18 protein-coding genes are annotated in these 22,501 nt (G+C 39.9%); 7 read left to right on the plus strand and 11 right to left on the minus strand.

Annotated features, from left to right (window positions below):
- Positions 1-62: 62 nt before the first annotated feature.
- Together PN471_RS04370 and PN471_RS04375 are read right to left on the minus strand one after the other, a co-directional pair.
- The gene (locus tag PN471_RS04370; RefSeq protein WP_271775810.1) at positions 63-1,193 is read right to left on the minus strand and encodes a TOMM precursor leader peptide-binding protein; all 1,131 of its coding nucleotides are present in this window, start codon (positions 1,191-1,193) and stop codon (positions 63-65) included.
- Between the two features lie 189 nt (positions 1,194-1,382).
- Positions 1,383-1,715: a hypothetical protein gene (locus PN471_RS04375; protein WP_271775811.1), complete on the minus strand. Its 333-nt coding sequence runs from the start codon at positions 1,713-1,715 to the stop codon at positions 1,383-1,385.
- Between the two features lie 906 nt (positions 1,716-2,621).
- On the opposite strand from PN471_RS04375, the gene PN471_RS04380 reads away from it, so the two are divergent.
- The 3 genes from PN471_RS04380 to PN471_RS04390 all read left to right on the plus strand — a co-directional run bounded on the left by PN471_RS04380 (position 2,622) and on the right by PN471_RS04390 (position 7,287).
- Positions 2,622-4,433 carry an ABC transporter ATP-binding protein gene (locus PN471_RS04380; protein WP_271775812.1) on the plus strand — a complete coding sequence of 604 codons (1,812 nt, stop codon included), beginning with the start codon at positions 2,622-2,624 and terminating at the stop codon, positions 4,431-4,433.
- Between the two features lie 208 nt (positions 4,434-4,641).
- Entirely contained in the window at positions 4,642-5,964 is a 1,323-nt protein-coding gene (locus tag PN471_RS04385) for an efflux RND transporter periplasmic adaptor subunit (protein ID WP_271775813.1), read from the plus strand.
- 117 nt (positions 5,965-6,081) lie between these two features.
- On the plus strand, positions 6,082-7,287 hold the full coding sequence (locus PN471_RS04390; RefSeq protein ID WP_271775814.1) for an ABC transporter permease: 1,206 nt from the start codon (positions 6,082-6,084) through the stop codon (positions 7,285-7,287).
- A gap of 7 nt (positions 7,288-7,294) precedes the next feature.
- Here the strand turns inward: PN471_RS04390 and PN471_RS04395 are convergent, their stop codons facing one another.
- From PN471_RS04395 to pheA, 4 genes are all read right to left on the minus strand, one after another.
- Entirely contained in the window at positions 7,295-7,717 is a 423-nt protein-coding gene (locus PN471_RS04395) for a PIN domain-containing protein (protein ID WP_271775815.1), read from the minus strand.
- Positions 7,718-7,734: 17 nt separating this feature from the next.
- A complete protein-coding gene (locus PN471_RS04400; protein WP_027401438.1) occupies positions 7,735-7,950 on the minus strand; it encodes a hypothetical protein in 216 nt (71 codons plus the stop codon).
- A 276-nt stretch (positions 7,951-8,226) separates the two neighbouring features.
- Positions 8,227-8,964, minus strand: coding sequence for a GDSL-type esterase/lipase family protein (locus tag PN471_RS04405; protein WP_271775816.1), 738 nt, complete (start codon positions 8,962-8,964; stop codon positions 8,227-8,229).
- Positions 8,965-9,113: 149 nt separating this feature from the next.
- Positions 9,114-9,977, minus strand: a complete 864-nt coding sequence (gene pheA, locus PN471_RS04410) for a prephenate dehydratase (RefSeq protein WP_271775817.1) — start codon at positions 9,975-9,977, stop codon at positions 9,114-9,116.
- A 341-nt stretch (positions 9,978-10,318) separates the two neighbouring features.
- Here pheA and PN471_RS04415 point away from each other — a divergent pair, with 341 nt between their 5' ends.
- Complete coding sequence (locus PN471_RS04415) at positions 10,319-10,930, plus strand: DUF1997 domain-containing protein (protein WP_271775818.1); 612 nt, start codon at positions 10,319-10,321, stop codon at positions 10,928-10,930.
- Positions 10,931-11,047: 117 nt separating this feature from the next.
- Here the strand turns inward: PN471_RS04415 and PN471_RS04420 are convergent, their stop codons facing one another.
- The 3 genes from PN471_RS04420 to PN471_RS04430 all read right to left on the minus strand — a co-directional run bounded on the left by PN471_RS04420 (position 11,048) and on the right by PN471_RS04430 (position 18,044).
- Positions 11,048-11,698: a ribonuclease HII gene (locus PN471_RS04420; RefSeq protein WP_271775819.1), complete on the minus strand. Its 651-nt coding sequence runs from the start codon at positions 11,696-11,698 to the stop codon at positions 11,048-11,050.
- A 133-nt stretch (positions 11,699-11,831) separates the two neighbouring features.
- Positions 11,832-13,997, minus strand: a complete 2,166-nt coding sequence (locus PN471_RS04425; protein WP_271775820.1) for an Rne/Rng family ribonuclease — start codon at positions 13,995-13,997, stop codon at positions 11,832-11,834.
- 1,422 nt (positions 13,998-15,419) lie between these two features.
- Complete coding sequence (locus tag PN471_RS04430) at positions 15,420-18,044, minus strand: TIGR03960 family B12-binding radical SAM protein (RefSeq protein WP_271775821.1); 2,625 nt, start codon at positions 18,042-18,044, stop codon at positions 15,420-15,422.
- Positions 18,045-18,698: 654 nt separating this feature from the next.
- On the opposite strand from PN471_RS04430, the gene PN471_RS04435 reads away from it, so the two are divergent.
- The gene (locus PN471_RS04435) at positions 18,699-18,896 is read left to right on the plus strand and encodes a hypothetical protein (RefSeq protein WP_015078743.1); all 198 of its coding nucleotides are present in this window, start codon (positions 18,699-18,701) and stop codon (positions 18,894-18,896) included.
- Positions 18,897-18,954: 58 nt separating this feature from the next.
- Here the strand turns inward: PN471_RS04435 and PN471_RS04440 are convergent, their stop codons facing one another.
- Complete coding sequence (locus PN471_RS04440) at positions 18,955-19,329, minus strand: hypothetical protein (RefSeq protein WP_193891186.1); 375 nt, start codon at positions 19,327-19,329, stop codon at positions 18,955-18,957.
- Between the two features lie 269 nt (positions 19,330-19,598).
- On the opposite strand from PN471_RS04440, the gene clpS reads away from it, so the two are divergent.
- Both clpS and PN471_RS04450 read left to right on the plus strand, forming a co-directional pair.
- A complete protein-coding gene (clpS, locus tag PN471_RS04445; RefSeq protein ID WP_168643381.1) occupies positions 19,599-19,880 on the plus strand; it encodes an ATP-dependent Clp protease adapter ClpS in 282 nt (93 codons plus the stop codon).
- 295 nt (positions 19,881-20,175) lie between these two features.
- On the plus strand, positions 20,176-21,021 hold the full coding sequence (locus PN471_RS04450; RefSeq protein ID WP_271775822.1) for a CPBP family intramembrane glutamic endopeptidase: 846 nt from the start codon (positions 20,176-20,178) through the stop codon (positions 21,019-21,021).
- 70 nt (positions 21,022-21,091) lie between these two features.
- Here PN471_RS04450 and PN471_RS04455 read toward each other — a convergent pair whose 3' ends face one another.
- Positions 21,092-22,348: a bifunctional folylpolyglutamate synthase/dihydrofolate synthase gene (locus PN471_RS04455; protein WP_271775823.1), complete on the minus strand. Its 1,257-nt coding sequence runs from the start codon at positions 22,346-22,348 to the stop codon at positions 21,092-21,094.
- Positions 22,349-22,501: the final 153 nt, after the last annotated feature.

Consider the following 22,501-nt stretch of genomic DNA (forward strand, 5'->3'; position numbering starts at 1 on the left):
CCTGTCACCTGTCACCTGTCACCTGTCACCTGTCACCTGTGTCACCTGTTCCCTATCACCTGTCACCTGTTCCCTGTCACCTGTTTTCCTGAACAATGGGGACAACCTGGTTTTTTGAGAACAACATTGTGAGTCAGCTTTGTACTAAGTAAGTCTATATGTAGTAATTTTCCGTCAGTAGCCATAGGTAGACCAAGCATCATCTTCACCGCATCAAGAGCCATATAACTTCCCACCAACATCTGACCTATCGGTAAATTTTCCCGTAGTCGTGGTTGAGAACGCCGTTCCCGGTTGAGTAACTGTTCAACCGCTAATTCCGCCTCTGGAAACTTAGAACAAGCCATAGACCGCATTCGATAGCATAGATAACAGGGTCCATCCTTGGCAAAAACCAGTGGACCGACATTTCCCTCAATCCCAGCCGCCCCACCCGGTAGCAATGGGCGCTGCATCTTCAGGCATAGTCTATTCAAGCGATAGGCGAGATTTACAGATACGGCATCAGTAGCAACAATCACTAGATCAACGTCCGCCAACAAAGGATTGATGGTTGTATCGTCATTTAAATTATCTGTAACAATCTCTGTTTGGGTAACTCCACCAATGGCTTCAATCTGTCGAGCCGCTTCCACACCCCGAAAAGCACCGATTTTATTCAATCCCGAACCTGACAACAGGGAATCCGCCGGCAGGATACAGGCATCATCACACAAACGGACAAAACCAATACCAGCAGTAGCCAGATTAATTGCTGCTATCAGTCCCGAACCTCCCAGTCCAAAAACAGCAATCCTGGCATTAGCTAAGTGTTTTTGAGCATCTTTTTGGTTAAAGCCTAATTCATGATAAAGACTAATTTGCGGCAGTAAATAAGCACGACTATCTAAATCATCTCTATCTTCCCAAGACTCTTCCACTAGGCGATTGTCCATCAAAAATTCTAAACATTGATTTAGGGAAGAATCGGTCAATTGTTCGCCAATAGCATCGCGGATTTCTCCTATTGTGCGATCGCCGTCTAGTAAAGGTAAAACAATTTTTTCTACATTATGCAGAGCTTGACCCTGTACTCTCAGGGTTCGCCGTGTTGTATTAAATATCATACTTTCTTCCCCACTGCAATCTGCCGGCATCACGTTAATCACAACGTGTTCTAGTAGCCGAAGTCGCTGACCATCATTTAATTTCATAGACTTTATTGCAAAAAATGAATCCTGTTATCAATAGCAATCAAAAAAATTTATAACCCTGTTTCTTACAATATTTTTTGTTGACAAAAACAGGGTTTCAATGGGCTTTTTTAGCCAGATTTGGGAGTTATAAACTCAAAAAAATCGGTTTCTCAAATTACTAAATTGCTGTTCTATTTCTAGGTTTAGTTAGTATCCAAAACCGACCTCATCAGTGTCTTCCAACACACCTGATCCTGTTCCCTCACTGCTAAACCAGCATCCTCCGCAGGCACGACAGCCACGACACCCACAGCCACGACATCCGCGACATCCTCCACATCCTCCACATCCTCCACCACCACAGCCACCGCAATGACCAAACCAACTTTGGATGGTTTTAGAGTCAAATACTTCTGACATTGCTAACTTTTCTAAAGCTGCGATTTCTTCATCAGATAACAGAAGTTTTTCTAGTTTGTCTGCTTGGTCTACCAAACGCATTTCTATTGTCGGTTGACTCAGTATTTTTTCTGCCAGCATTGTCACCTACTCCTTTTAACTTGAATTCAATAACTTGGTTACAAATCTGTATTTGAGTTTATGAAAAGCCAGGATGATTTTTTGAGCCATCCAGTATTCACAAATTTGAAGAATAATCAGAAAATCAAGCAATTATTAATGCCTAACTATTACCGCCGATACAGGTATAGTTAAAAAACATGAAGACTCATTTTCAAAAATCCACTAGTCCACAAAAGAGCAAAATCAGTTTATGATCAGTCCGGGCAACTAGCCGATAGGATTTATATTCCGTAAAACCTTGTCTTTTATAAAAATTGCTCTCTTCAGAATTGCCAATTATGTCTTTATTTGCTTATCCAACTTCTACAAGAATATCTTTTCTTGGACGATTTTCTTCTTTCTTGAGTAGTATTATTTTATCTCTTGATAGATTCAGGCTCAATTTATGAACTTGTGCTAATGGTGCATCAAACTCTTGTAATTCCAGGTAATTTGATAGTTAAAGCGAAGTTAAAATAATGCTCATAACTGATTTAAAAGAGCAGTTCTATTTCTTTATATTTACTCCTTTAGTCAGGGTGTGAGACAACATACAGTTAATCTTTTTGAAATATTCATCCTTAAGAAGTGGAGGACAAAAATTTTCAAAAGTAAGATATTAAAGTACATAGACAGCAGAATCAAAAAAAAATGCCAAAAGATTGAAGTAATAAATTTAGTTATTACTAGGACTTACGCAAGTGTTACACTAAAAATTTGTTGTAGGGTGCGTCAGATATCAACAATCTGTTTATTTACAGGATTTATGCGATCTGACGCACCCTGCCAATGTACCAGTTGCGTAAGTCCTGATTACTTGAAAAATATCAAATTTTTGGAAATCAGGGAATTATCTAACAGCTTATAAAAAATTAGGGTTAATTAATGAGTGATTTAAGAGTTTGGGCGGAAGATTATAGTAGAGTTTTATGGCGTTCCTTACCCTTGTTATGGACAGCAGCACCTCAAGAAATGGTGTTTTTGATTGCTGTAACCTTATTGCAAGGTTTTCTTCCTGGGGTTAGTGTTTGGATTACTAAACTGGTAGTAGATACTGTGGCTACGGCTTTAACAACTGGTAAAGTCTTAGATGATTCCATTCTATGGTATTTGGTAGCAGCATGGGTGGGAGCTTTGCTATTAGAAACCCTGCTTTATCCTTGGATATTTGCACTGCAAGGAAATCTCAATGATAAATTAACGGCTCACATTAGTTTATTATTAATGCGAAAAGCTGATAGTTTTTCAGACTTGAGTAGATTTGAAGATGCTGAATTTTATGATGAGTTACAAATTCTGCAACAACAGGTTAGCTATAAACCCTTAAATTTAGTCGAGAATTTGGTGGAATTAAGTCGCTCATTGATTACTTTAATCGTGGTAGTTGGGCTATTAATTCCCCTGGCTTTTTGGATACCCATTGTGATTGCGATCGCCACTATACCCCAGATCGTAGTTTCTTCCCAATATGGTAGAGAGATTTGGATCACTTTATTTGAAAACAGTCCCCAAGCTCGAAAAATGCAGTATTACACGACAGTAATGCTCACTGATACCTATGCCAAAGAAATTAGGTTGTTTCAGCTAGGTGCATTTTTTATGCAGCTTTACGGACAAGCATTTCAATCTCTACATCAATCCATGCGGCATTTGCGAGGTAAACAAGCATTTTGGTCATCTAGTTTAGCCATTCTCAGTACATTAGGAAACGGATTTTCTTTCTATTGGGTAGTTAAGCAAGCTTTTCGAGGACTGTTAAGCCCAGGAAGTGTACTTTTATTTGTACAATCATTAACTTACTTCCAGAATAATCTCGAAAGATTTGTCAGTCATTGGTTGGATTTATTCGAGAATATTATCTATATGCAGCAGTTTTTCAACTTTCTCGACAGTCCCACCCCAATGGTATTGAACATACCTGGAGAAAAAATCCCCACTCCGATTCGTACAGGTATTACCTTTGATCAAGTTGATTTTCACTACCCAGATGGTAGATTAGCACTCAAGGATATTTCTTTTACCCTTTACCCAGGACAAACGGTAGCCATAGTTGGAGAAAATGGCGCAGGTAAGACCACTTTAGTTAAGTTATTAACGAGGCTCTACGACCCCACCACAGGACGGATTATCGTTGATGGTATAGACCTGAGAGATTTGAATTTAGAACAGTGGCGACAGCAAATTGCGGGTGTTTTCCAAGACTTTGGACATTACTCCCTCACCGTTGGAGAAAATATTGCATTAGGAAACCTCGCCGCCTTAGAACATCGAGATATTCTCCGATATGCGGTAGAAAAAGCCGATATCGTCAAACTGGTTGATGATTTTCCCAGTGGAGAAGATACACAATTGGGTAAACAGTTTGGTGGTACAGAACTTTCTGGAGGACAGTGGCAAAAATTAGCTCTAGCTCGTGCATTTGTCCGCAAACAAGCCCAGCTACTCCTTTTAGATGAACCTACCGCAGCACTAGACCCCCGCAGCGAGTGTGATTTTTACCTGCGCTTTGTGGAACTGGCGGAAGAAAAAACTACCATTCTTATTACCCACAGATTAGCCTCAGTGCGAATGGCTGACCGGATATTAGTCCTCAAAGATGGTCATTTAATTGAAGACGGTACTCACCAAGAACTTTTACAACTGGGAGGAGAATATACCGCGCTTTGGAATATGCAGGTAGAACAGTATGGGGTGTAATATCAATCACATCTGGCGCTGCACAGAATTATAAAATTCGGCGTTGGTGAATGAAGGTATGATTTTTTCAGGCTTCGCCCCGCTTCGCTAACACGCAGAGGCGCTCCAGGCGCGGAGAGTAGGAGTTTGAGAAATAGAAAAATTATCTGCGTTTATCTGCGTTTATCTGCGTTCAATTATTTTTGAAATATTATTCTATGCAGCAGCCATGAACATCAAAAATCCGATTCCTTGGCTCATTGGACTGACCGCAGTTAGTTTATCTGGAATTGCTATTGCTTATTTCAGCCATTGGTATCAACCCAGCAAAAAAGATATTACAGATTTAACAGTCCCTGTCACTACCAGCAACTTAAACATTAAAATCAAAACTAATGGAGTCGTGCAACCAGTTCGCAAAATTAATATTGGCCCAAGAGAAGCCGGTCGAATTGCCAAACTCTATGTAGATGAAGGTAGTTCTGTCCAAAAAGGACAATTAGTTGCAGAAATGGAGCGTCAAGCCTTTCAAGCCCAGGTGAATCAGTATCGAGCGCTGTTATGGAAGGCAAAAGCTGATTTACAAGAAAAGCGTAGGGGTTATAGACCAGAAGAAATTGCGATCGCTCAAGCTGATGTGCGTAAGTACACAGCCCAAGTGCGGGAAGCTGAATCTCGCTTGGTATTAGCCTCTCAACGAGTCCAGCGTAGGCAATATCCTGTATCACAAGGGGCGATATCCCGTGATGATTTAGATGCGGCTTTAAATGAGGAAAAAAGTGCCAAGGATAACTTAGAACAAGCTAAATTTAGTCTGATATCTGCTCAACAACAACTGAAAAAACTACTTTCCGGTTATCAAACTGAGGAAATTACCAAAGCTGGTGCTGAAGTGGCTCAAGCAACTGCCCAATTACAATTTTATGAAAATCAGTTAGAAAATACTTTTATTCGCGCTCCTTTCGCTGGCTTAATTACCCGGCGTTTTGCCCAAGCGGGGGACTTTGTAACTCCAAATACTTCTGTTTCTACTAATGAAGGAGGAACTAGTGCCTCCATTGCTGAATTATCCAGTGGTTTGGAAATAGAAGCTAAAGTTCCCGAAGTAAATATGGCGCAGATTCAGAAAAATCAGCCTGTGGAAATTCGCCTTGATGCTTTTCCTGATCAAGTTTTTCAAGGGAAAGTTCGATTGATTGCCCCCAGAGGAGTTAAGGAAGAAAATGTCACTTTTATGCGAGTCAAGATTGCTTTGGCAACGGGTCAATATCAACTCAAGGTAGGGCTAAATGTGAAGTTAACTTTTCGGGTAAATGACATTCGCAATGCTTTGGTAATTCCCTCTGCTGCTGTGGTTTCTGGTAAAGAGGGGCAAGTGGGTGTATTGTTACCAGACAAAGATAATCAAGCCAAATTTCATCCCATACAGGTAGGAATTACTTCTGGTGATAAAACGCAAATTTTGGGCGGACTTTCTGAGGGTGAACGGGTTTTTATTCAACCACCAGCTAATCAATTAATTGATGGTGTTGATCGTGTTACTGGATCTTAGCCTACTCTCTTTTTACTGGAAGAATATTGATTAAATGAACCACGAAGGAGCGAAGAACACGAAGAAGGAAGGAAGAAGAAAGAAGGAAGTAAATTAAAGAAGTAAATTTCTATTTTTATGAATTTTCTAGAAAGTGTGAACATGGCTTTTACAACTATTTCTGCTAATAAACTCCGTAGCGGATTAACCATGCTAGGAATAATTATTGGCAATGCTTCTGTTATTAGTATGATTGGGATTGGACAGGGCGCACAAAATCTCGTTTTGGGAAAACTTGAGGCATTTGGAGCAAATCAACTGACGGTATATAGTAATTTTGAAGATGAAGAAGGGATGAAATTTCCTGATGCTCAATTGGTGTTATCAGACGCAGAAGCAATTAAAGCTCAAGTTCCTAGTGTTAGTCAAGTTGCGCCTGTAGATGAGCAAAAAATGCCAATTAGTTTTAATAATAAATTAACATCCACAACTGTTAAAGGAACTACGTCTGATTTGCTTGCTGTGCAGAATCTTGTGCTTGTCACTGGCAGAATGTTTAATCAAAAACAACAGCAAGAACAGGCTCAAGTCACTGTTTTGGGTGCGGAAACTAGCCGCAAGTTGTTCGGTGATGAAAATCCTGTGGGACAAGAAGTTCTCATTAATAATATCTCGTTTCAAGTTATTGGTTTGTTACAATCAAAGGGTGCTTATGCTGGGGAGAATTTGGATCAAACTGCAATTGTTCCACTGACAACATTTGCGAATAGATTAGTTGGACGCAGATCAATATCTGATATTCCTATTAGTTATATTTTAGTGACTGCAAAGGATAAAGATAGTGTTCGCGCCGCAGGTTTTCAAATTACTAATATTCTGGCTCGACTTCATGGTAAAAAAGATGTGGCTGTTTTTGCTAATAAAAAGTTTCAAGAATTAGTAATACAGGTAACTGGTATTTTATCTTTATTATTAGCTTTAATTGCTGCCATTTCTTTGTTAGTAGGGGGAATTGGCATTATGAATATTATGTTAGTTTCTGTGACCGAACGCACTCAAGAAATTGGTTTACGCAAGGCAGTTGGGGCAACTCAGAATGATATTTTAGCGCAGTTTTTAATTGAGGCAATTATTCTCTCTCTTTCTGGCTGTTTGTTGGGGATAATTTTGGGAGTTGGGGGAACTATCCCCTTGGCATTTTTCACGCCTTTAACTCCTCAATTTCCTCTATATGCGATCGCTGTGGCTGTGACAATATCTGGTAGCATAGGCTTAGTTTTCGGTGTCTTTCCCGCCCGACAAGCTGCTATGTTAGACCCCATTGTCGCCCTCAGAAGTGGCTGATTCTAAATCAATCTCTCCAATTATCTAATTGCAAAGGATAGCCTAATGACTGAATTTTTTGATAGTGTTTAGTATTTCCTGTTACTAGAATTAAATTATTTTCTATAGCAATTGCAGCAACTAATACATCTGCTAATCCTATGGTTTGTCCAGTTTTTTCTAAATCAGCGTAAATTAATCCAGATAATTCAGCACTTTTTTGTTCTAAAGATAAGATCTTCATTTGTGGTAAATCTATTAAAAATTCCTGAATCCGATCATTGCGGTTTAATTTTCTCCATCCTTTGATAACTTCTGAAACTGTAATTACAGATATCGTATAATGTTTAAAAATAGTTTTATAGGCAATCGCTTTAGCTATAACTTGGGGATTTTTACCTTTGCGAATTTCTGACAAAATATCTGTATCAATTAAAGTCTTATTTTTCACTGTTAATTTGGCATCTTTTAGGTTCTATGTTTTAACATATCTTCAATCATTTGATCAACTAATTCTGCATCATCTGACCATTTGCCAATAAATGAATCGTTGAGAATTTCTGGTTGAGTCAATTGCTCAATCATTGCTTTAATTAAATCGGAGATTTGACAATGATTAGTCTGGGTTAGTTGTTGTATTTTGTCATAAGTTTCTTGATCTAGTTCTATTTCTATTTTTTTCATAATTACTTATTCATTGAAGTATAGATTTTTTTATTATAGCGTCGTTGAGAAATATTTTTCTACTATCAAAATATCTTTTTACGGTAGCGGTACGGGAGGGTTAATGAGGTGGAATCTTGGAGGGTAGGGGTTTACAATGACCATAAACCCAAACTCTGCCATTTGTACCTCATAACATCGGGAAGTGCTGTAAAATCCCTGTTTTCATCCTGTTCATCCTTTAATCCGGGACATCCTGATAGCGAAGCGTGGTGTTAGCCATTTCTGACAGCCAACTTATCTCAACTCCTGCTGTAATTCCACCCCATAATCAGCTTGACAATGATATTGAGATAATTCTTTCCAGTTGAGTACGGCTTCTAATAAATCCTGATAACCCAGGGTGTTGGGGTGCAGTCCGTCGTTGGTAATGCGATCGCTCCTCCATCCTTGACTCCGCTGCATCCATTGATCAAAAATATCTAAATAGGGAATTTGTCTTTGTTCACAAGCTTGTCGTGTTGCTTCTTTGTAGCGGTATTGGTCGGCATGATTATAAAATAAACAATCAAGGAAGGGCATTTTGCTTTCGTCTACGGGAACCATCCCCACAAACAGCACAGGACAGAGTTTTTGAGCTTGATCCAGTAATGTGGCGATTTCTGATTCAAACTGACTAAAATCTGTGTAATTTCTGCCGTTAGGACTTCTTAACCGAGGTGTATCGTTCACACCCACAGACAAAATAATCAAGTCAGGAACACGATTGCGGATTTCTCCCCGGTGACGAAATTCTGCTTCTAATCTTTGGTAAACTTGCCGTGTGCGATCGCCCCTTACCCCCAAATTATAAAGCACATGACCCACACTATCCGGTAACATCCACCACCGTCGCAATTGTTCCACCCAACCACCTTTCTCTGGATCACCGTATCCATATACTAGGCTATCTCCCAAGGCGACAATCTTTAAAGGTTGACAAAGTTTTGGCGCTACAGATATTTGCATTAAGGTAGAAGTCGGAAAACTTGGCATTTTAAAAGGTAATGTAATGGATATTTGCAGAATATTCTATATATTTTTACACTATTGGAGTCAGGAGTTCAGGAGTCAGGAGTCAGGAGTCAGGATGAAGAAGAAGGAAGAAAAAAGAAGAATAGTTTTCACCAATGACCAATGACCAATTATAAACTAATCGGTAACACACTATAACTACCAAAAATTTTCAAAATTTCTGTATAATTCTGCACCTCTTCCAAAGCAGATTTCATGATTTGTGCATTTACATCTGCTTCAACATCTAAATAAAATAAATATTCTCCTAAAGAACGTTTTGTCGGACGTGATTCAATTCGACTTAGATTAATACCTAAACCAGCAAATACTGACAATACTTTCATTAATGCACCTGGTACATTAGCTGGCAAGCTGAAAGCTAAAGATGTATGAGTACAATCCAGAGGATGATTTTCTTCCGTGCTTACTACCCAAAACCGAGTACAGTTTTCTGGATAATCATTAATTCCTCTGGCCAGAATAGGTAAATTATACAATTGTGCCGCCCGACTGGAAGATATAGCTGCTGTCGTGACCTCCGCTTCTAATCCTTGTAGTGCTTCAGTGGTTGAATTTCTAGGAATTAAATTGACATTTGGCAAAAACTGTGATATCCATTCTTGACATTGTGCTAACGCTTGAGGATGAGAATAGACAGTTTTAATATTATCTAAACTTGTGGCATAGGAAATTAATGTATGTTGAATTGGTAAAACTAAAGCTAATTGAATTTTTAAATTCCCTAATTGCCATAAGCTATCCATTGTCATGTTGACACTACCCTCAATAGAATTTTCCACCGGAACAACAGCTATGGCTGCTTGATTATCAGCGATCGCTTGCAGGGACTGAGCAATGGTAGAATATGGACATAATTCAAAGCTTTTTTGAGAATTAATTTCTGAATGGGCTTTTAACCAGTTAAGATAAAAAAAAGCCGCTTGTTCGGCATAAGTCCCCGGTGGACCTAAATGGGCGATTTTCTGATTCATACTTTTAAATTTGGCGAATTTGATAAATAATGAATTAAGAGTTGGATTTTTGGCAATTCAAGTTGTTGAATGGGGGTTGCTGATAGGGTGGCGATCGCCATATAAACCAAAAACCTAGATATATGAAGAGTTTCTGGGTTAAAAAAGGGGAATTAGCCGCCAGGAATGAACGTTAAAACCGTCCATTTACCTATCACTTTCTTAGATTTGAGACTATTCCTACTTTAAACTTCTTCTTCCTCCTGACTCCTGACTCCTAGCCTTCACGAAAAGACTTTTTTAGCAAACCCTAAATATTGTTAAAAAATATTACAATAAAAAACAAATGGTTTAATTTGCTCATGGTTACTAAGTTTATTGCCTCTCAATCGGTGGAAATTTCCCTTCCTAAGCAATCTATTCCTATACAACACTACCTGCGCCAGCCTCAACGTTTAGTTAATGCCTTAGCTGATAATACTAGAATTCAACAACTTTCTGACGAAGTTTTTCGGTTAAAAATGCGTGATCTATCTTTTATGTCACTGAGTATTCAACCAACGGTAGACATGAGAGTTTGGGCAGATGCCAGTGGCACAATTTATTTGCGATCGCTCGGTTGTGAGATATTGGGTTTTGAGTATATTAACGAAAGGTTTGCACTGAATTTAAAAGGTTATTTGTCACCAGTACAACTCAATGGTGAAACCCACTTGCAAGGAAAAGCCGATTTGGAAGTTTTAGTAGACATACCGCAACCATTTTCCTTTACACCCAAATCAATTTTAGAAACTACAGGGAATGGATTGCTCAAAAGTGTACTACTAACAATTAAGCAAAGATTGTTACATCATCTCCTAGCAGATTATCGTCGTTGGGTAATCTCCCAAACTCAAAATAACGAGATTGATCATACAACAGCAGTCAGAAATCAGGAATCAGGAGTCATATTACCAACTTTAAATTTTGAGTAAGTAGGTGAACATAATAAAACCAAACTGTGTAAAGAAACGTAAAATCGCTGAAACCTTCTTTACTCTTGCCTCTTGCCTCTTGCCTTGCTATAACGACAATTTTCAACGCCAACTTACTTAATTTGAAGATAGAATTTGGCAAGGACGAAAAGAGCGACGATGTAAAGATGAAGGTCCGTATTTTTGAAGCGCCAGTAAATGACGCGGACTTCCATAACCTTTGTTCTTGTCTAAATCATACAACGAATATTTTAACGCTAACCGTTGCACTAAATCATCACGCCAAACCTTGGCCATGATACTAGCTGCCGCAATATTAAGCGATCGCTCATCACCTTTGACAACTGTTTCTTGAGGTATTGGCAAATTCTTCACCAACTGATTACCATCAATCAAACATAGTTCAGGCTTTATCCGCAACTTCAAAACCGCCCGCTTCATAGCCAAAAGAGTTGCCTGTAAAATATTCAACTCATCTATTTCCGCAGTTGTAGCATAACCAATTCTCCAATCTACAGCCAACGAGGCAATTTTTTGAGCCAGTTTAGTTCTCCGAGAACTAGACAGCTTTTTACTATCCTTAATGTTATCTAACATCAGGATTGACAAAGCGTCTACTGGTAATATAACCGCCGCTGCCACCACAGGACCAAATAAAGCGCCCCTGCCTACCTCATCTACACCCCCAACTGCACCCTGCATATTTGAGTAAGTAGAAAACTCTAACCAACTCGAATTATCCCAGGATGCAGGTTTAATTTCTCCCATTGTCTGAACTGTGATTTGTTTGATTTATTTGATTTACTTGATTGATTTGATTTACCTGATTGATTGATTCATTAATTAATCATTAATTAATCACAAAAATCACAAAAATCATAGTTCAGACCATTCACAAAAATCATAGTCCGAAACCATCTGTATCTAAGGCTGATGAACGACGACGACGACGACGGTTAGGAATAGAACTACTATTATCAGATTCTATTTCTTTTTCAGATTCCGTTTTTTCTTCAGCTTTAGTTTCTTGCTCAGGCTCTATTTGTCCTTCAGGTTTACTTGCTTTTTCTTCGGAAATTCTAGTCAGTTCTGGAAATATTACTAATGGTGGAAAAGATGAATCTTCTTCTATCTCAAACTTTGGTGCCTGTAGTTTAAGAGTGACAACTTCAGGAATTGTTTTTTCAGTAACAATTGGTTCAGGCTTAACTTCAGGTGTTTCACTAGGTGATTCTCCTGGTTGGACAACATTAATAATCACCGATCTGGGATTTTTTCCCTCCCGATCTAACTTGAGTAAAGGAGAAATTCCCATTTCGGCATAAGTATCCTGTTCCTTTGCTGACATTTCTACAGTAATTACCTCTGGTGGTTCTACCTTAATCGGATCTAATTTTACCTTTGTCCGTTCCGGTCTTTCCGTCCAACCTGATTTATTAATAGTTGGGGGAGAAATTTCTGGCATTGGTAATTCAGGTTCTTCTAAGTCCAAATCTGAATCATTAACAAAAGCTAGAGGATTAGTAGGTAAGCGGGATTCATCCTTACCATTACCACCATTTACACCAATGCGGCTACGGCGGGTACGGGTACGACGCTTATCATTTAATTCTTGGTAACTAGGATGATTGATCAGATGCAGAGAACTAAATTCTGGTTCACTTTCAAATCCATCACCAAAACCATCATAGACATCTTTCGGTGTCACTGGTGGCAGATTACCGATATCAGGGATGCGAGTAGTGGGTGCAGGTGGACGAGATTCCCTTTGTGGCATGGGTACAAACCGCTCTGGGATGTCCGTAGCTGGAATAGGCAGACGGTTTTCCAGTTCTCCTGGTAATCTAACGGTATGTCCTAAACCGCCGCAAGTCGGACAAGTTTCGCCAAACAATTCATAAATGTTTTGGCCTTGACGCTTCCGAGTCAGTTCCACCAAACCTAATTCAGTCAGTTGGGCAATTTGGGGACGGGCTTTATCAGCTTTAAGAGCTTTGTTAAAGTGTTCTAAAACTTGCATTTGATCACGACGGGATTCCATATCAATGAAATCAACCACAATCACACCAGCAATGTTTCGCAACCGTAACTGACGGGCAATTTCCGCCGCTGCTTCGCAGTTTGTCCACAACACTGTTTCTCTAGCAGTTGCTGAACGGGTGAACGAACCGGAGTTCACATCTATGACAGTTAAGGCTTCCGTTGGTTGGATGATCACATAACCGCCTGATGGTAAATCTACCCTGGGTCTGAGGGCTTCACGGACGGCGGCATTGATGCGGAAATATTCTAAAATAGGTGAGCGATCGCGGTGATGATCAATCAACAATCCTTGCGGTGTTTGTCCACCACTCCAGTTTTGTAAATACTGTTTCACCCGTTTTAAGCCAGTGCTGGAATCAACAACAATGCGATTCACATCACTACCATACATATCCCGAAGCACACGCTGAATAAAGTCATCATCACGATTCAGTAGCGCCGGCGCACGGGAAGTCACTGCTTCTTGCTGGACAATTTCCCACTGCTTTTGCAGCACTTCTAAATCTTCAATAATTGCTTCTTCTGGCTTACCTTCTGCTTCTGTGCGTACCAGCAAACCCATCCCTGCTGGTTTCACTAAAATAGCCAAAGCTCTGAGGCGATTCCGTTCACTTTCGCTTTTAATCCGTCTCGATAAATTTACCCCTCGTCCATAGGGCATTAATACCACATAACGTCCAGGTAAGGTAATATTACCTGTGAGCCGGGGACCTTTTGATCCAGTTGGCTCTTTCATTACCTGCACTAAGGTTTTTTGTTGTGGTGTTAACAGTTCTGTAATCGCTGCTGCACTACGTTTTAGTCTTAATGGACCTAAATCAGTGACGTGAATAAAACCGTTGCGTTCTGGATCGCCGATATTGACAAAAGCCGCATCTATCCCAGGTAATACATTTTCGACTACACCTAAATAGATATCACCAATTTGATGATGACCCGTAGCTACAACGAGTTCTTGTATTTGATCTTCTGAAAATACGGCAGCAATTTGATGCTGCTCTGCGATGATAATTTGTTTTGGCATTCAATTTCCTCAAAAATTGGCAGCACCGCTGGGAATGACCAGGAATTTCTTTGTTATCCCGCTTGTCCTGACGGTCGCTGCTACAAGACGCTACTAGTAATAAAAATTTCCAATTTGAGTAGCTCTGCAAAGTTATGAAGAGCTAATGATACTGTGATTGCGTTTACACGCCGGATTATTCCTGGATAACTGCATATAGTTTAAGAACTTCCATCAACCGCCCTTGGCTGATTTCCCCTACTATACGCTGCTATTTAAACTTTGGATATCCGTAGATATCTGTTTCAAAGTTAAGATTCATTAAGTAAAGCTGACCATATCTAAATATAGCAACACACAAGGTAGTTAGGACATCAATTAATCATGAAACTCATCCCCAACCAGGGTTTTACTCCTGACTCACTGATTCCTGACTTCTGCTATAAGTACACACTTTGTGGAAAACTCCGCGTCTAAACACGGTATCTCTCGGGGTTTACCATCTGCTGGTGCAGGTAAATCTGCTTTTAGCACTGAATTCACTATCCGTGTTTTTACTAGAAAGTCTAGCTAGGTGCAGATAACTTATACGGTCATCCTTGTAAGAATTATGGCAGGGTTGTCATCACTGTCAATACTTAGGGCTTGCTGAAAAAGTTGTCTGTGAGGGCAGGGAACAGTTTTAACTGTCTGGATATCCTCAATTTTCCCAATCCGACAAAGAAAAATGCACCTATTTTGAGACACCATTAGCCAAAACCTGGCACTTTTTTGTGGTAAAAATCCGCGAAACCCTCTTTTAATAAATGGTTTCAGGTTTATTCAGCCATCCCTACTTATGTAGTATTTTTACAATTGGACACACTTACATTTGTAGCAGTTGCTTAAAAGCCCGCAATAAAAGCAAGTCTGATTTAAGAGATGGACTGAATCAGTTAGTGGAGAAGTTAAGGAAAGCTATTGTTAGCGATTGATTCACAGGGTAGCTAGAGAGAGTGATTTGTCATCAGCAGTAGAGTTTGTCTGGGATACAATCTTAGAAGTTACACTCTTACAGCAGAACTCACCGAGTCAGGAGTCAGGAGTAAAACTGGCTTGCTGTCCGGCTTTGAATTTAGATCCTGTACTTCATTAATTTGCAATCTGCTGTATATCTTTGCCTTCGTTCCTGTGATGATCTCACCTGAGTTCGACATAAGATAATTTGTGGAAAACTGCCCCAAGTATGAGTCTCAAACCCTTATGATCTCCTTGAAAAAATCATAACTCCGTTCGCGTAGCGTCTCCGAAGGAGAAACTCCTAACACCGAACTCAGGTGATCTCAGGTAGTGAATCAAGTCATTCAATGCAGTGCCAGAAAATTTCTCTTGATTATCATTCTAACGCAACCTTGCCAAAAATCAATTTCTACAATGTGCTAATTTTTGACAACTACTAGCAAGTTAGCCAATAACTAGACGCTGGCGGTGGATATGCAAGAGATGAAATTCTACATTCGCCACCGTTTCCAGCATAGACAAGATTTGCTCAGGACGCAAGATCACTCCATCAGGGCGACAACTACCCAAGTAACGGACAACGGCTATTGAGTCTAATTCTTGGTGAGAGACTGAAATTAATTCTATTTCCCACAGGCGATAGCTTCGCTGACCTTCGGTAACGCGCAGATTTATTAATTGCTGTTTACCGGATTTGGTTGTATGTGCCGATAAAATCTCCTTTTGATGTTTAATAGTGTCAATCCAGTTTTGCCATTGTGCCGATTGTCCCTCGCTTTGGGCTGTAGATATTGTTAATAAATACTCGGCTGCTTCCAGAGTTTGGGTAGCGGAGGGAGACTTGATGTCTATTTCTACTACATTATACACAGGAATGTCACTAGGTAGTTGTTTAACCAATTGGGCATGAAAAGTTGCCACATCCATTGGTTCAGTCAACTCAAAATCAACTATTTCTCCACTACTGGTAGCACCTAAACTTAAAGCACTGGCTAAAGCAATCCTTGGTCCAGGATGAAAACCACCTGTAAAGGTGATGGGTAAACCGGCACGGCGCATGACTCGATCAAATAGACGCATTAAATCTAAGTGACTGACTAAAGCCATATCTCCTTGTTTACCAAAGCATACTCGCAATCGTTGAGCTTTGGTGGTGTTGGGGACAAAATCGCCGGCAAAGCTGGGAATGGGTGGTGCAGCCATCACCACATTGTGACCGAAATCAGTGCCACAGACTCCACAATGAGAACAACCTTCAAAAGAGCAGTCAGGGACAATTGCGGCTGCTAGAGCGCGTTCTAGGTCTTGTTGCAGCCACTTTTTATCAATGCCAGTATCAATATGATCCCAAGGTAAGGGAGTATCCAGAGGTGAGAGAGTTTCTTGTTCGTTGTTGCTGACAGCAAACAGATTCCATTCGCCATTTTCCACTTGACGGTATTTCCAGTCTAAACCGGCTTCGGTAATGGCTGTTCCCCAAGCTGTAAAGGCTTTATCTACATTATCAAACCAAGCATCCATCCCTGCACCCAATTTCCAAGCCCGATGTAACACTTTCCCCAAGGTGCGATCGCCTCTACCAATAAAGTCTTCCATCGCCGAGATGCGAAAATCCGTGAAATTTACTTTCACATTCCGCATTCCCCGAAATTCTTCCCGCAGGAGGTTTTGCTTTCTCGCAAACTCAGTTGTGGAAACTGAATGCCATTGAAAGGGAGTATGGGGTTTGGGGGTAAAGTTGGAAATGGTCAAAGTAAAGTTTAACGATCTGCGGCCTTTTTCCCAACATTCTTGTTTTAACCAGCGGACAGTTTCCACAATGCCAATCACATCAGCATCGGTTTCACCGGGTAAACCAATCATAAAATACAGCTTAATTTTATCCCAACCCTGTTCCCAAGCCGTTTTTACCCCCCGCAATAACTCTTCATTTGTCAAACCCTTATTGACAATATCCCGCATTCTTTGTGTACCCGCTTCTGGGGCAAAGGTTAACCCACCTTGGCGCGTACCTCCCAGGATATTGGCAATATTTTCATCAAACCTATCTACTCTCTGACTAGGTAAGGTGAGAGAAATATTGTCATTTTTTAAGCGATTTTTTATTTCCATCCCCACCGCTGGTAGGGCTAAATAATCAGAACAACTTAAAGACAACAGGGAAAACTCATTGTAACCAGTTTCCCCCATTCCCTTTTCTATAGCTTCTACCACTTTTTCCGGTTCGACATCCCTCGCAGGTCTAGTTAGCATTCCTGGTTGACAGAAACGACAACCGCGAGTACAACCGCGACGAATTTCAATGGTGAGGCGATCATGGACTGTTTCTACATAAGGAACTAAGCCAATAGAATAGGCAGGAATGGGTGTGGCGACTCTTCTGAGGACTCTTTTGGGTACATCTAGACCCAGGGGATATACAGCCCCACCTTTACCCATTTCATAAAACTGCGGCACATAGACACCAGGAACTTGCGCCAAGTCTAATAATAGTTCTTGACGACTCAAGCCTGATTTTTTCCCTTCTTCTAAAACCAAGCCAATTTCGGGAAGCAGTTCTTCACCATCTCCCAAAACCATGAAATCGAAGAAATCTGTATAGGGTTCGGGGTTAGATGTTGCTGTTTGTCCACCGGCAAAAATTAGCGGGTAATTTCCCTGTAACCGTTCTTCTCTGGTGACAGGGATTCCCGCTAAATCCAACATTTCTAAAATATTGGTGCATCCTAATTCGTAACTGAGACTAAAGCCTAAAATATCGAAGTCCGTCAACCACCGTTTAGATTCCACAGCAAACAGGGGCGTCTGCGTGGTGCGAAGTTTGGCGGCTAAATCCGCTCCTGGTAGATAAGCGCGATCGCATAACTGGCGAGGCTGGGCATTCAAAATATTGTATAAGATGATATGCCCTAAATTTGATGCCCCTACCTCATACACTTCTGGATAGGTCAAAACCCAACGAATTGTTGCCGTATCCCAAGGTTTATGGACCGCTAAACGCTCATTACCCAGGTAACGGGCAGGTTTTAAAATATCCGATGTTATTAATTGTTCAACTAAAACAGCCACTTTGCTATCTTCTAGCTACCATAAATTACAGCTAACCACCCCAAGACTAGCATTAATTAGCGATTTTCACCTCAGTTAAAAAATTTTTACAGCAATTCTCAATTCAAGATCTGACAAGGTGTATTAAAGCAAAACCTACTGTCCTGTAGGGATATGGTTCTTAACCTAACCGACAAAATCAGCGAAGCGATCGCTAGATTGCGTTTTTCAAGACTTTTTCAATTGCGCTTCATCTGAGCATAAACTTTTTTTCCTGACTTGGCTACAACTTGGAAGACTCTTTACTCAATCTTTATAGCTTGACTGGGTTTATTTAAAGATTGTCATAAGTCAATGGTAAAGTGTACTGATATATACATTTTTTTTTAGCAAGTTAAAAAACAATCTACTTATGCCTTCTGAAGGCAGATTAATCATCTGTCCCTATAGCAGTTACTCTTGCTGAAGTTAGGAATGAAGGTGGTTTCAGTAAAACTCCTCTGTATTTGTCCACCTTGACTTTTACCCTTGTCATTGATAAAAACAGAATTAGCGAATAACTGGTCTTGATTATTGAGTAGTGATCTAAATCACAGCGTCGAGAGGTATAAATCACCTTTTATACCGAGCATTGTCTTAGATAATGACTAGTAACTGCAATTTGGTTTATTTGTTATGAAAACTCGATACGTGATTCGTCAGTTGGTAGAAAAAGCCCTGCATATCCGCAAGCTAACGCCAGAAATCGAAAATGAGATTAACTCAGAATTAACAAAGCTAGGTCATATCTCTGATGTTGACTATGAAGCTTTAGAATTACTAATGGCAGAGATGGATGCTGGCAGAGTGCAGTTAGTTCCTACCTGGGGATAATACTCGTGCTGGAAGGTATTAACGCTGCGTATTAACATTCTATTGTTGCTAGTATTACCTATGCAATTAAGTCTCTTGATGTTTCTTGTCCTTGTTGATATGCTTGCCACAGTTGATGAATAAATAAATTAAATTGTTGTTTAGCTACTAAATCAGGCTCAAATTTTAGTTCTTTAGGAAAAAGTTGCCCTAAAAAGGCAATAACTTCTGTATCTAAAGCCGGTCTAAACAAATCTAGTGGCCAGAACAAATCTGATACACCTTGTAAATCAATTATAAGTGGTAATTCTGAGTTAGAGTTCACAAGCAGTAAAGGACGCACCCAGCACAATTGTCGGGAAACGACGATTTCAATGACTTCTGCATAAAGATGCTGATGGCTATAATCCAAGGATACAATTTGTCCCGGTTGAAATTTTGGGCTGATATCCATAACTATCTAGAGTAACTTCTGTGTGGCAGTTTCCTTAATTTTAATAATTCCCGTTGCCAGTGATGAGATAAAAAATAAGGGAAAATTTTTCTGTCCCAATTATTAATGTAAATTTCTTGTGTTTGTGCTATGATGTTATAGGAAAAACTTCTCAGTAACGCCAAAGGTATTTTAAGATGGAAATACGGCAATGCAGAAGTCAATAACTGTTAGGCAAATGCTGAACAGGAACATATTGTAGTAAATCAACGATAAAAGAGCAAAGAACCGTGTCAGTCGAAACCATTGAGAAGCGTTCTACATCCCGCAAGCTTGCGCCTCAGTATCGCGTCTTGCTCCATAATGATGATTATAATCCGATGGAGTATGTTGTACAAGTGCTAATGACTACTGTTAATAGCATTACCCAACCGCAAGCTGTTAGTATTATGATGGAAGCTCACCATAATGGGTTAGCTTTGGTTATTACTTGCGCCCAAGAACACGCGGAGTTCTATTGTGAAACCCTCAACAATCATGGTTTAAGTAGTACGATTGAACCAGAAGAATAGTTGGTAGTCATTGGTCATTGGTCATTGGCAGAAATATATAATTAGGACTAATGATGATTAGACATCTCCAAAAAAGAATGTAGAGACGTTCCATGGAACGCCTCTACAAGGGTTCTAGGATACGCATATTTAATTTCTGGAGATGTCTATTGACTAAACTCTATTAGGACTTACGCAAGTGTCACACCAAAAATCTGTTGTAGGGTGCGTCAGACTGCATAAATCCTGCAAATAAACAGATTGTTGATATCTGACGCACCCTACCAATGTGCCAGTTGCTTAAGTCCTGTCTATAATGAAAATTAATTTAGCCCAAATTGCCCAAAGTCCCGCCCCTATCAGGGTGGGCTGTTTTATCTTGTGTTTATTACTGTTATGGCTACCCCTGGCTTTACCAATTTATTTGCTAGTGGAAGATACTAATTTAGAAAGTATTTTGACTCTGGTTATATTATATGTAGAGTTTATTTTTCTGCTCAATATTTGGGGTAATCGAGTTTATCAACAACCAAAAATATTCAGCTATTATGGGTTAGAATTTACGCGCCTGAATGGAGTGAATGTGTCGCAGGGGTTGGCTATTGGACTAACTAGTGTTTTAGTTTTATTTGGTTTGGAAGGTGTGCTAGGTTGGTTGGTATGGCAACAATCACAAGTGTTTTTGGCAAGAATAATTTTAGAAGGTTTATTAGTTAGTTTGGGTGTGGGTCTTGCAGAAGAATTATTATTTCGGGGTTGGTTATTGGATGAGTTACAACGAGACTACAAATTAAATATTGCTATGAGGATAAATGCAATTTTATTTGCTGTATCCCATTTTATTAAACCTTTGGAGGCAATTATTCATACTTTACCCCAGTTTCCGGCTTTGGTGTTGTTGGGGTTAACGCAGGTATGGGGAAAACGTTGGCGACGGGGACGTTTAGGCTTACCCATTGGTTTGCATGGTGGGTTGGTTTGGGGTTATTACATCATTAATGTGGGACAATTGACAAAATATTCGGGACAAGTTCCTGACTGGGTGACTGGTGTGAATAATAATCCTTTACAGGGGGTTATGGGGGTATTATTTATGGGTGGGTTGGCTTGGTGGATAGGTGGTCAGCAGGTGACAGGGAACGGAGAACAGGGAAGAGTATAGAATTTGGAGATTGACATTCCCCAAATGTAAATGAATCAAAGGTTTGAGGTTGATAAAAAGGAAAATAGGATTAATCTTTAACTCCTGACAAAAAATAACCAATTAAATACAAAGAACCACATAAAACAACTTGAGTATCTGTGTTCATAAAAGCAGTATCTAAAGCTGAAAATACATCTGAATAGGAATTACAAAGGTTCAAATCTGGACAAATTGATGTTGCTAACTCAGTTAATTCTACCAAATCTGCTGAATTGCTATCGGGTACTGGCACTAAATATAATTTATCTCCTGGTTTGAGAAGTTCCTGAAAGATATCACCATGATCTTTAGTCGCCAGCATTCCCATTACCCAAGTGATATTTTTGGTATTGAGACTATCTACATAATCTCGCAAAACCTTTGCTGAGGCTGGGTTGTGTGCGCCGTCAATGAGGAGTTTATGACTTTTCCAAGTTATCCATTGCATTCTGCCTGGCCACTTGGTTTTAGCCATACCATTAATCATAGCTTCCTCAGAAATTTGCCAATTTTGTTTTTGCAAAATTTCTAAAGCTGCTAATGCTAAAGCTGAATTATGTAATTGAATTTGTCCCTGTAATGGTAAGGGATATTTGATTGTTTCTGGACTTGCTATTTTTTGATATTCTGCCCAGTTTTGGTGAATTTGATCAGATGGTTTTGGGGTAAAAATCGGGCATTGTAACTCTAGAATACGCAGTTTTACAACTTCTTGAGCATCTGCTGGTAATGAACCCACTACTACCGGAGATCCTGGTTTGATAATTCCGGCTTTTTCTCTGGCAATATGGGCTACAGTGGGTCCAAGTTGTTGCCAATGTTCTCGACTTATAGAAGTAATGACTGTCACTAAAGGCTTATTGCAGACATTAGTGGCATCTAAACGCCCGCCTAATCCTACTTCAATCACCGCAATATCAACTTGTTGCTGGGCAAAATATAACCAAGCCGCAGCGGTAATGACTTCAAATTGAGTGGGTGATTCCTCGTCTGGATTAATAGCGGCTTGAACTTGGAGTATTAGTTCACACAGATTATCACTATCAATTGGCTGTTCATTAATACAGATTCTTTCTGTCCAATCTATTAAATGGGGGGATGTGTAGCGTCCGGTTTTATAACCAGCCTCAGTAAGTACCGCAGACAGGTAAGCACAAACAGAACCTTTACCGTTAGTTCCAGCTACATGAATAATTGGCACTTGGTGATGGGGATTTCCCAAGGTTGCCAGTAATTTGACAATTCGAGACAATCCCAAATTCACACCAAAGTGCTGAAAGGGTTGGAGTAGGGAATTTACGTTCATGGGTGATTGGTGATTGGTAATTGGTAATTGGAATAAACTTCTTACCTGTCCCCGTGGCGTATCACCTGTAACCTGTAACCTGTAACCTGTCCCCTGTCCCCTAAAATTACACTTCTTTGCTCAAAAAGTTTTGTACTTGTCTAAGGGCAGCAG

This window comes from Aphanizomenon sp. CS-733/32 (assembly GCF_028330045.1).
Classification (GTDB): Bacteria; Cyanobacteriota; Cyanobacteriia; order Cyanobacteriales; family Nostocaceae; genus Dolichospermum; species Dolichospermum gracile.

Excerpts from the sequence above, each read along its gene's own strand:
- PN471_RS04435 (WP_015078743.1), top strand. The coding sequence starts at position 18,699 with ATGAAAACTCGATACGTGATTCGTCAGTTGGTAGAAAAAGCCCTGCAT.
- PN471_RS04450 (WP_271775822.1), top strand. The coding sequence starts at position 20,176 with ATGAAAATTAATTTAGCCCAAATTGCCCAAAGTCCCGCCCCTATCAGG.
- PN471_RS04455 (WP_271775823.1), bottom strand. The coding sequence starts at position 22,348 with ATGAACGTAAATTCCCTACTCCAACCCTTTCAGCACTTTGGTGTGAAT.
- pheA (WP_271775817.1), bottom strand. The coding sequence starts at position 9,977 with ATGAATCAGAAAATCGCCCATTTAGGTCCACCGGGGACTTATGCCGAA.
- PN471_RS04400 (WP_027401438.1), bottom strand. The coding sequence starts at position 7,950 with ATGAAAAAAATAGAAATAGAACTAGATCAAGAAACTTATGACAAAATA.
- PN471_RS04380 (WP_271775812.1), top strand. The coding sequence starts at position 2,622 with ATGAGTGATTTAAGAGTTTGGGCGGAAGATTATAGTAGAGTTTTATGG.
- PN471_RS04405 (WP_271775816.1), bottom strand. The coding sequence starts at position 8,964 with ATGCCAAGTTTTCCGACTTCTACCTTAATGCAAATATCTGTAGCGCCA.
- PN471_RS04370 (WP_271775810.1), bottom strand. The coding sequence starts at position 1,193 with ATGAAATTAAATGATGGTCAGCGACTTCGGCTACTAGAACACGTTGTG.
- PN471_RS04385 (WP_271775813.1), top strand. The coding sequence starts at position 4,642 with ATGAACATCAAAAATCCGATTCCTTGGCTCATTGGACTGACCGCAGTT.
- PN471_RS04375 (WP_271775811.1), bottom strand. The coding sequence starts at position 1,715 with ATGCTGGCAGAAAAAATACTGAGTCAACCGACAATAGAAATGCGTTTG.
- PN471_RS04440 (WP_193891186.1), bottom strand. The coding sequence starts at position 19,329 with ATGGATATCAGCCCAAAATTTCAACCGGGACAAATTGTATCCTTGGAT.
- PN471_RS04425 (WP_271775820.1), bottom strand. The coding sequence starts at position 13,997 with ATGCCAAAACAAATTATCATCGCAGAGCAGCATCAAATTGCTGCCGTA.
- PN471_RS04390 (WP_271775814.1), top strand. The coding sequence starts at position 6,082 with ATGAATTTTCTAGAAAGTGTGAACATGGCTTTTACAACTATTTCTGCT.
- PN471_RS04420 (WP_271775819.1), bottom strand. The coding sequence starts at position 11,698 with ATGGGAGAAATTAAACCTGCATCCTGGGATAATTCGAGTTGGTTAGAG.
- PN471_RS04415 (WP_271775818.1), top strand. The coding sequence starts at position 10,319 with ATGGTTACTAAGTTTATTGCCTCTCAATCGGTGGAAATTTCCCTTCCT.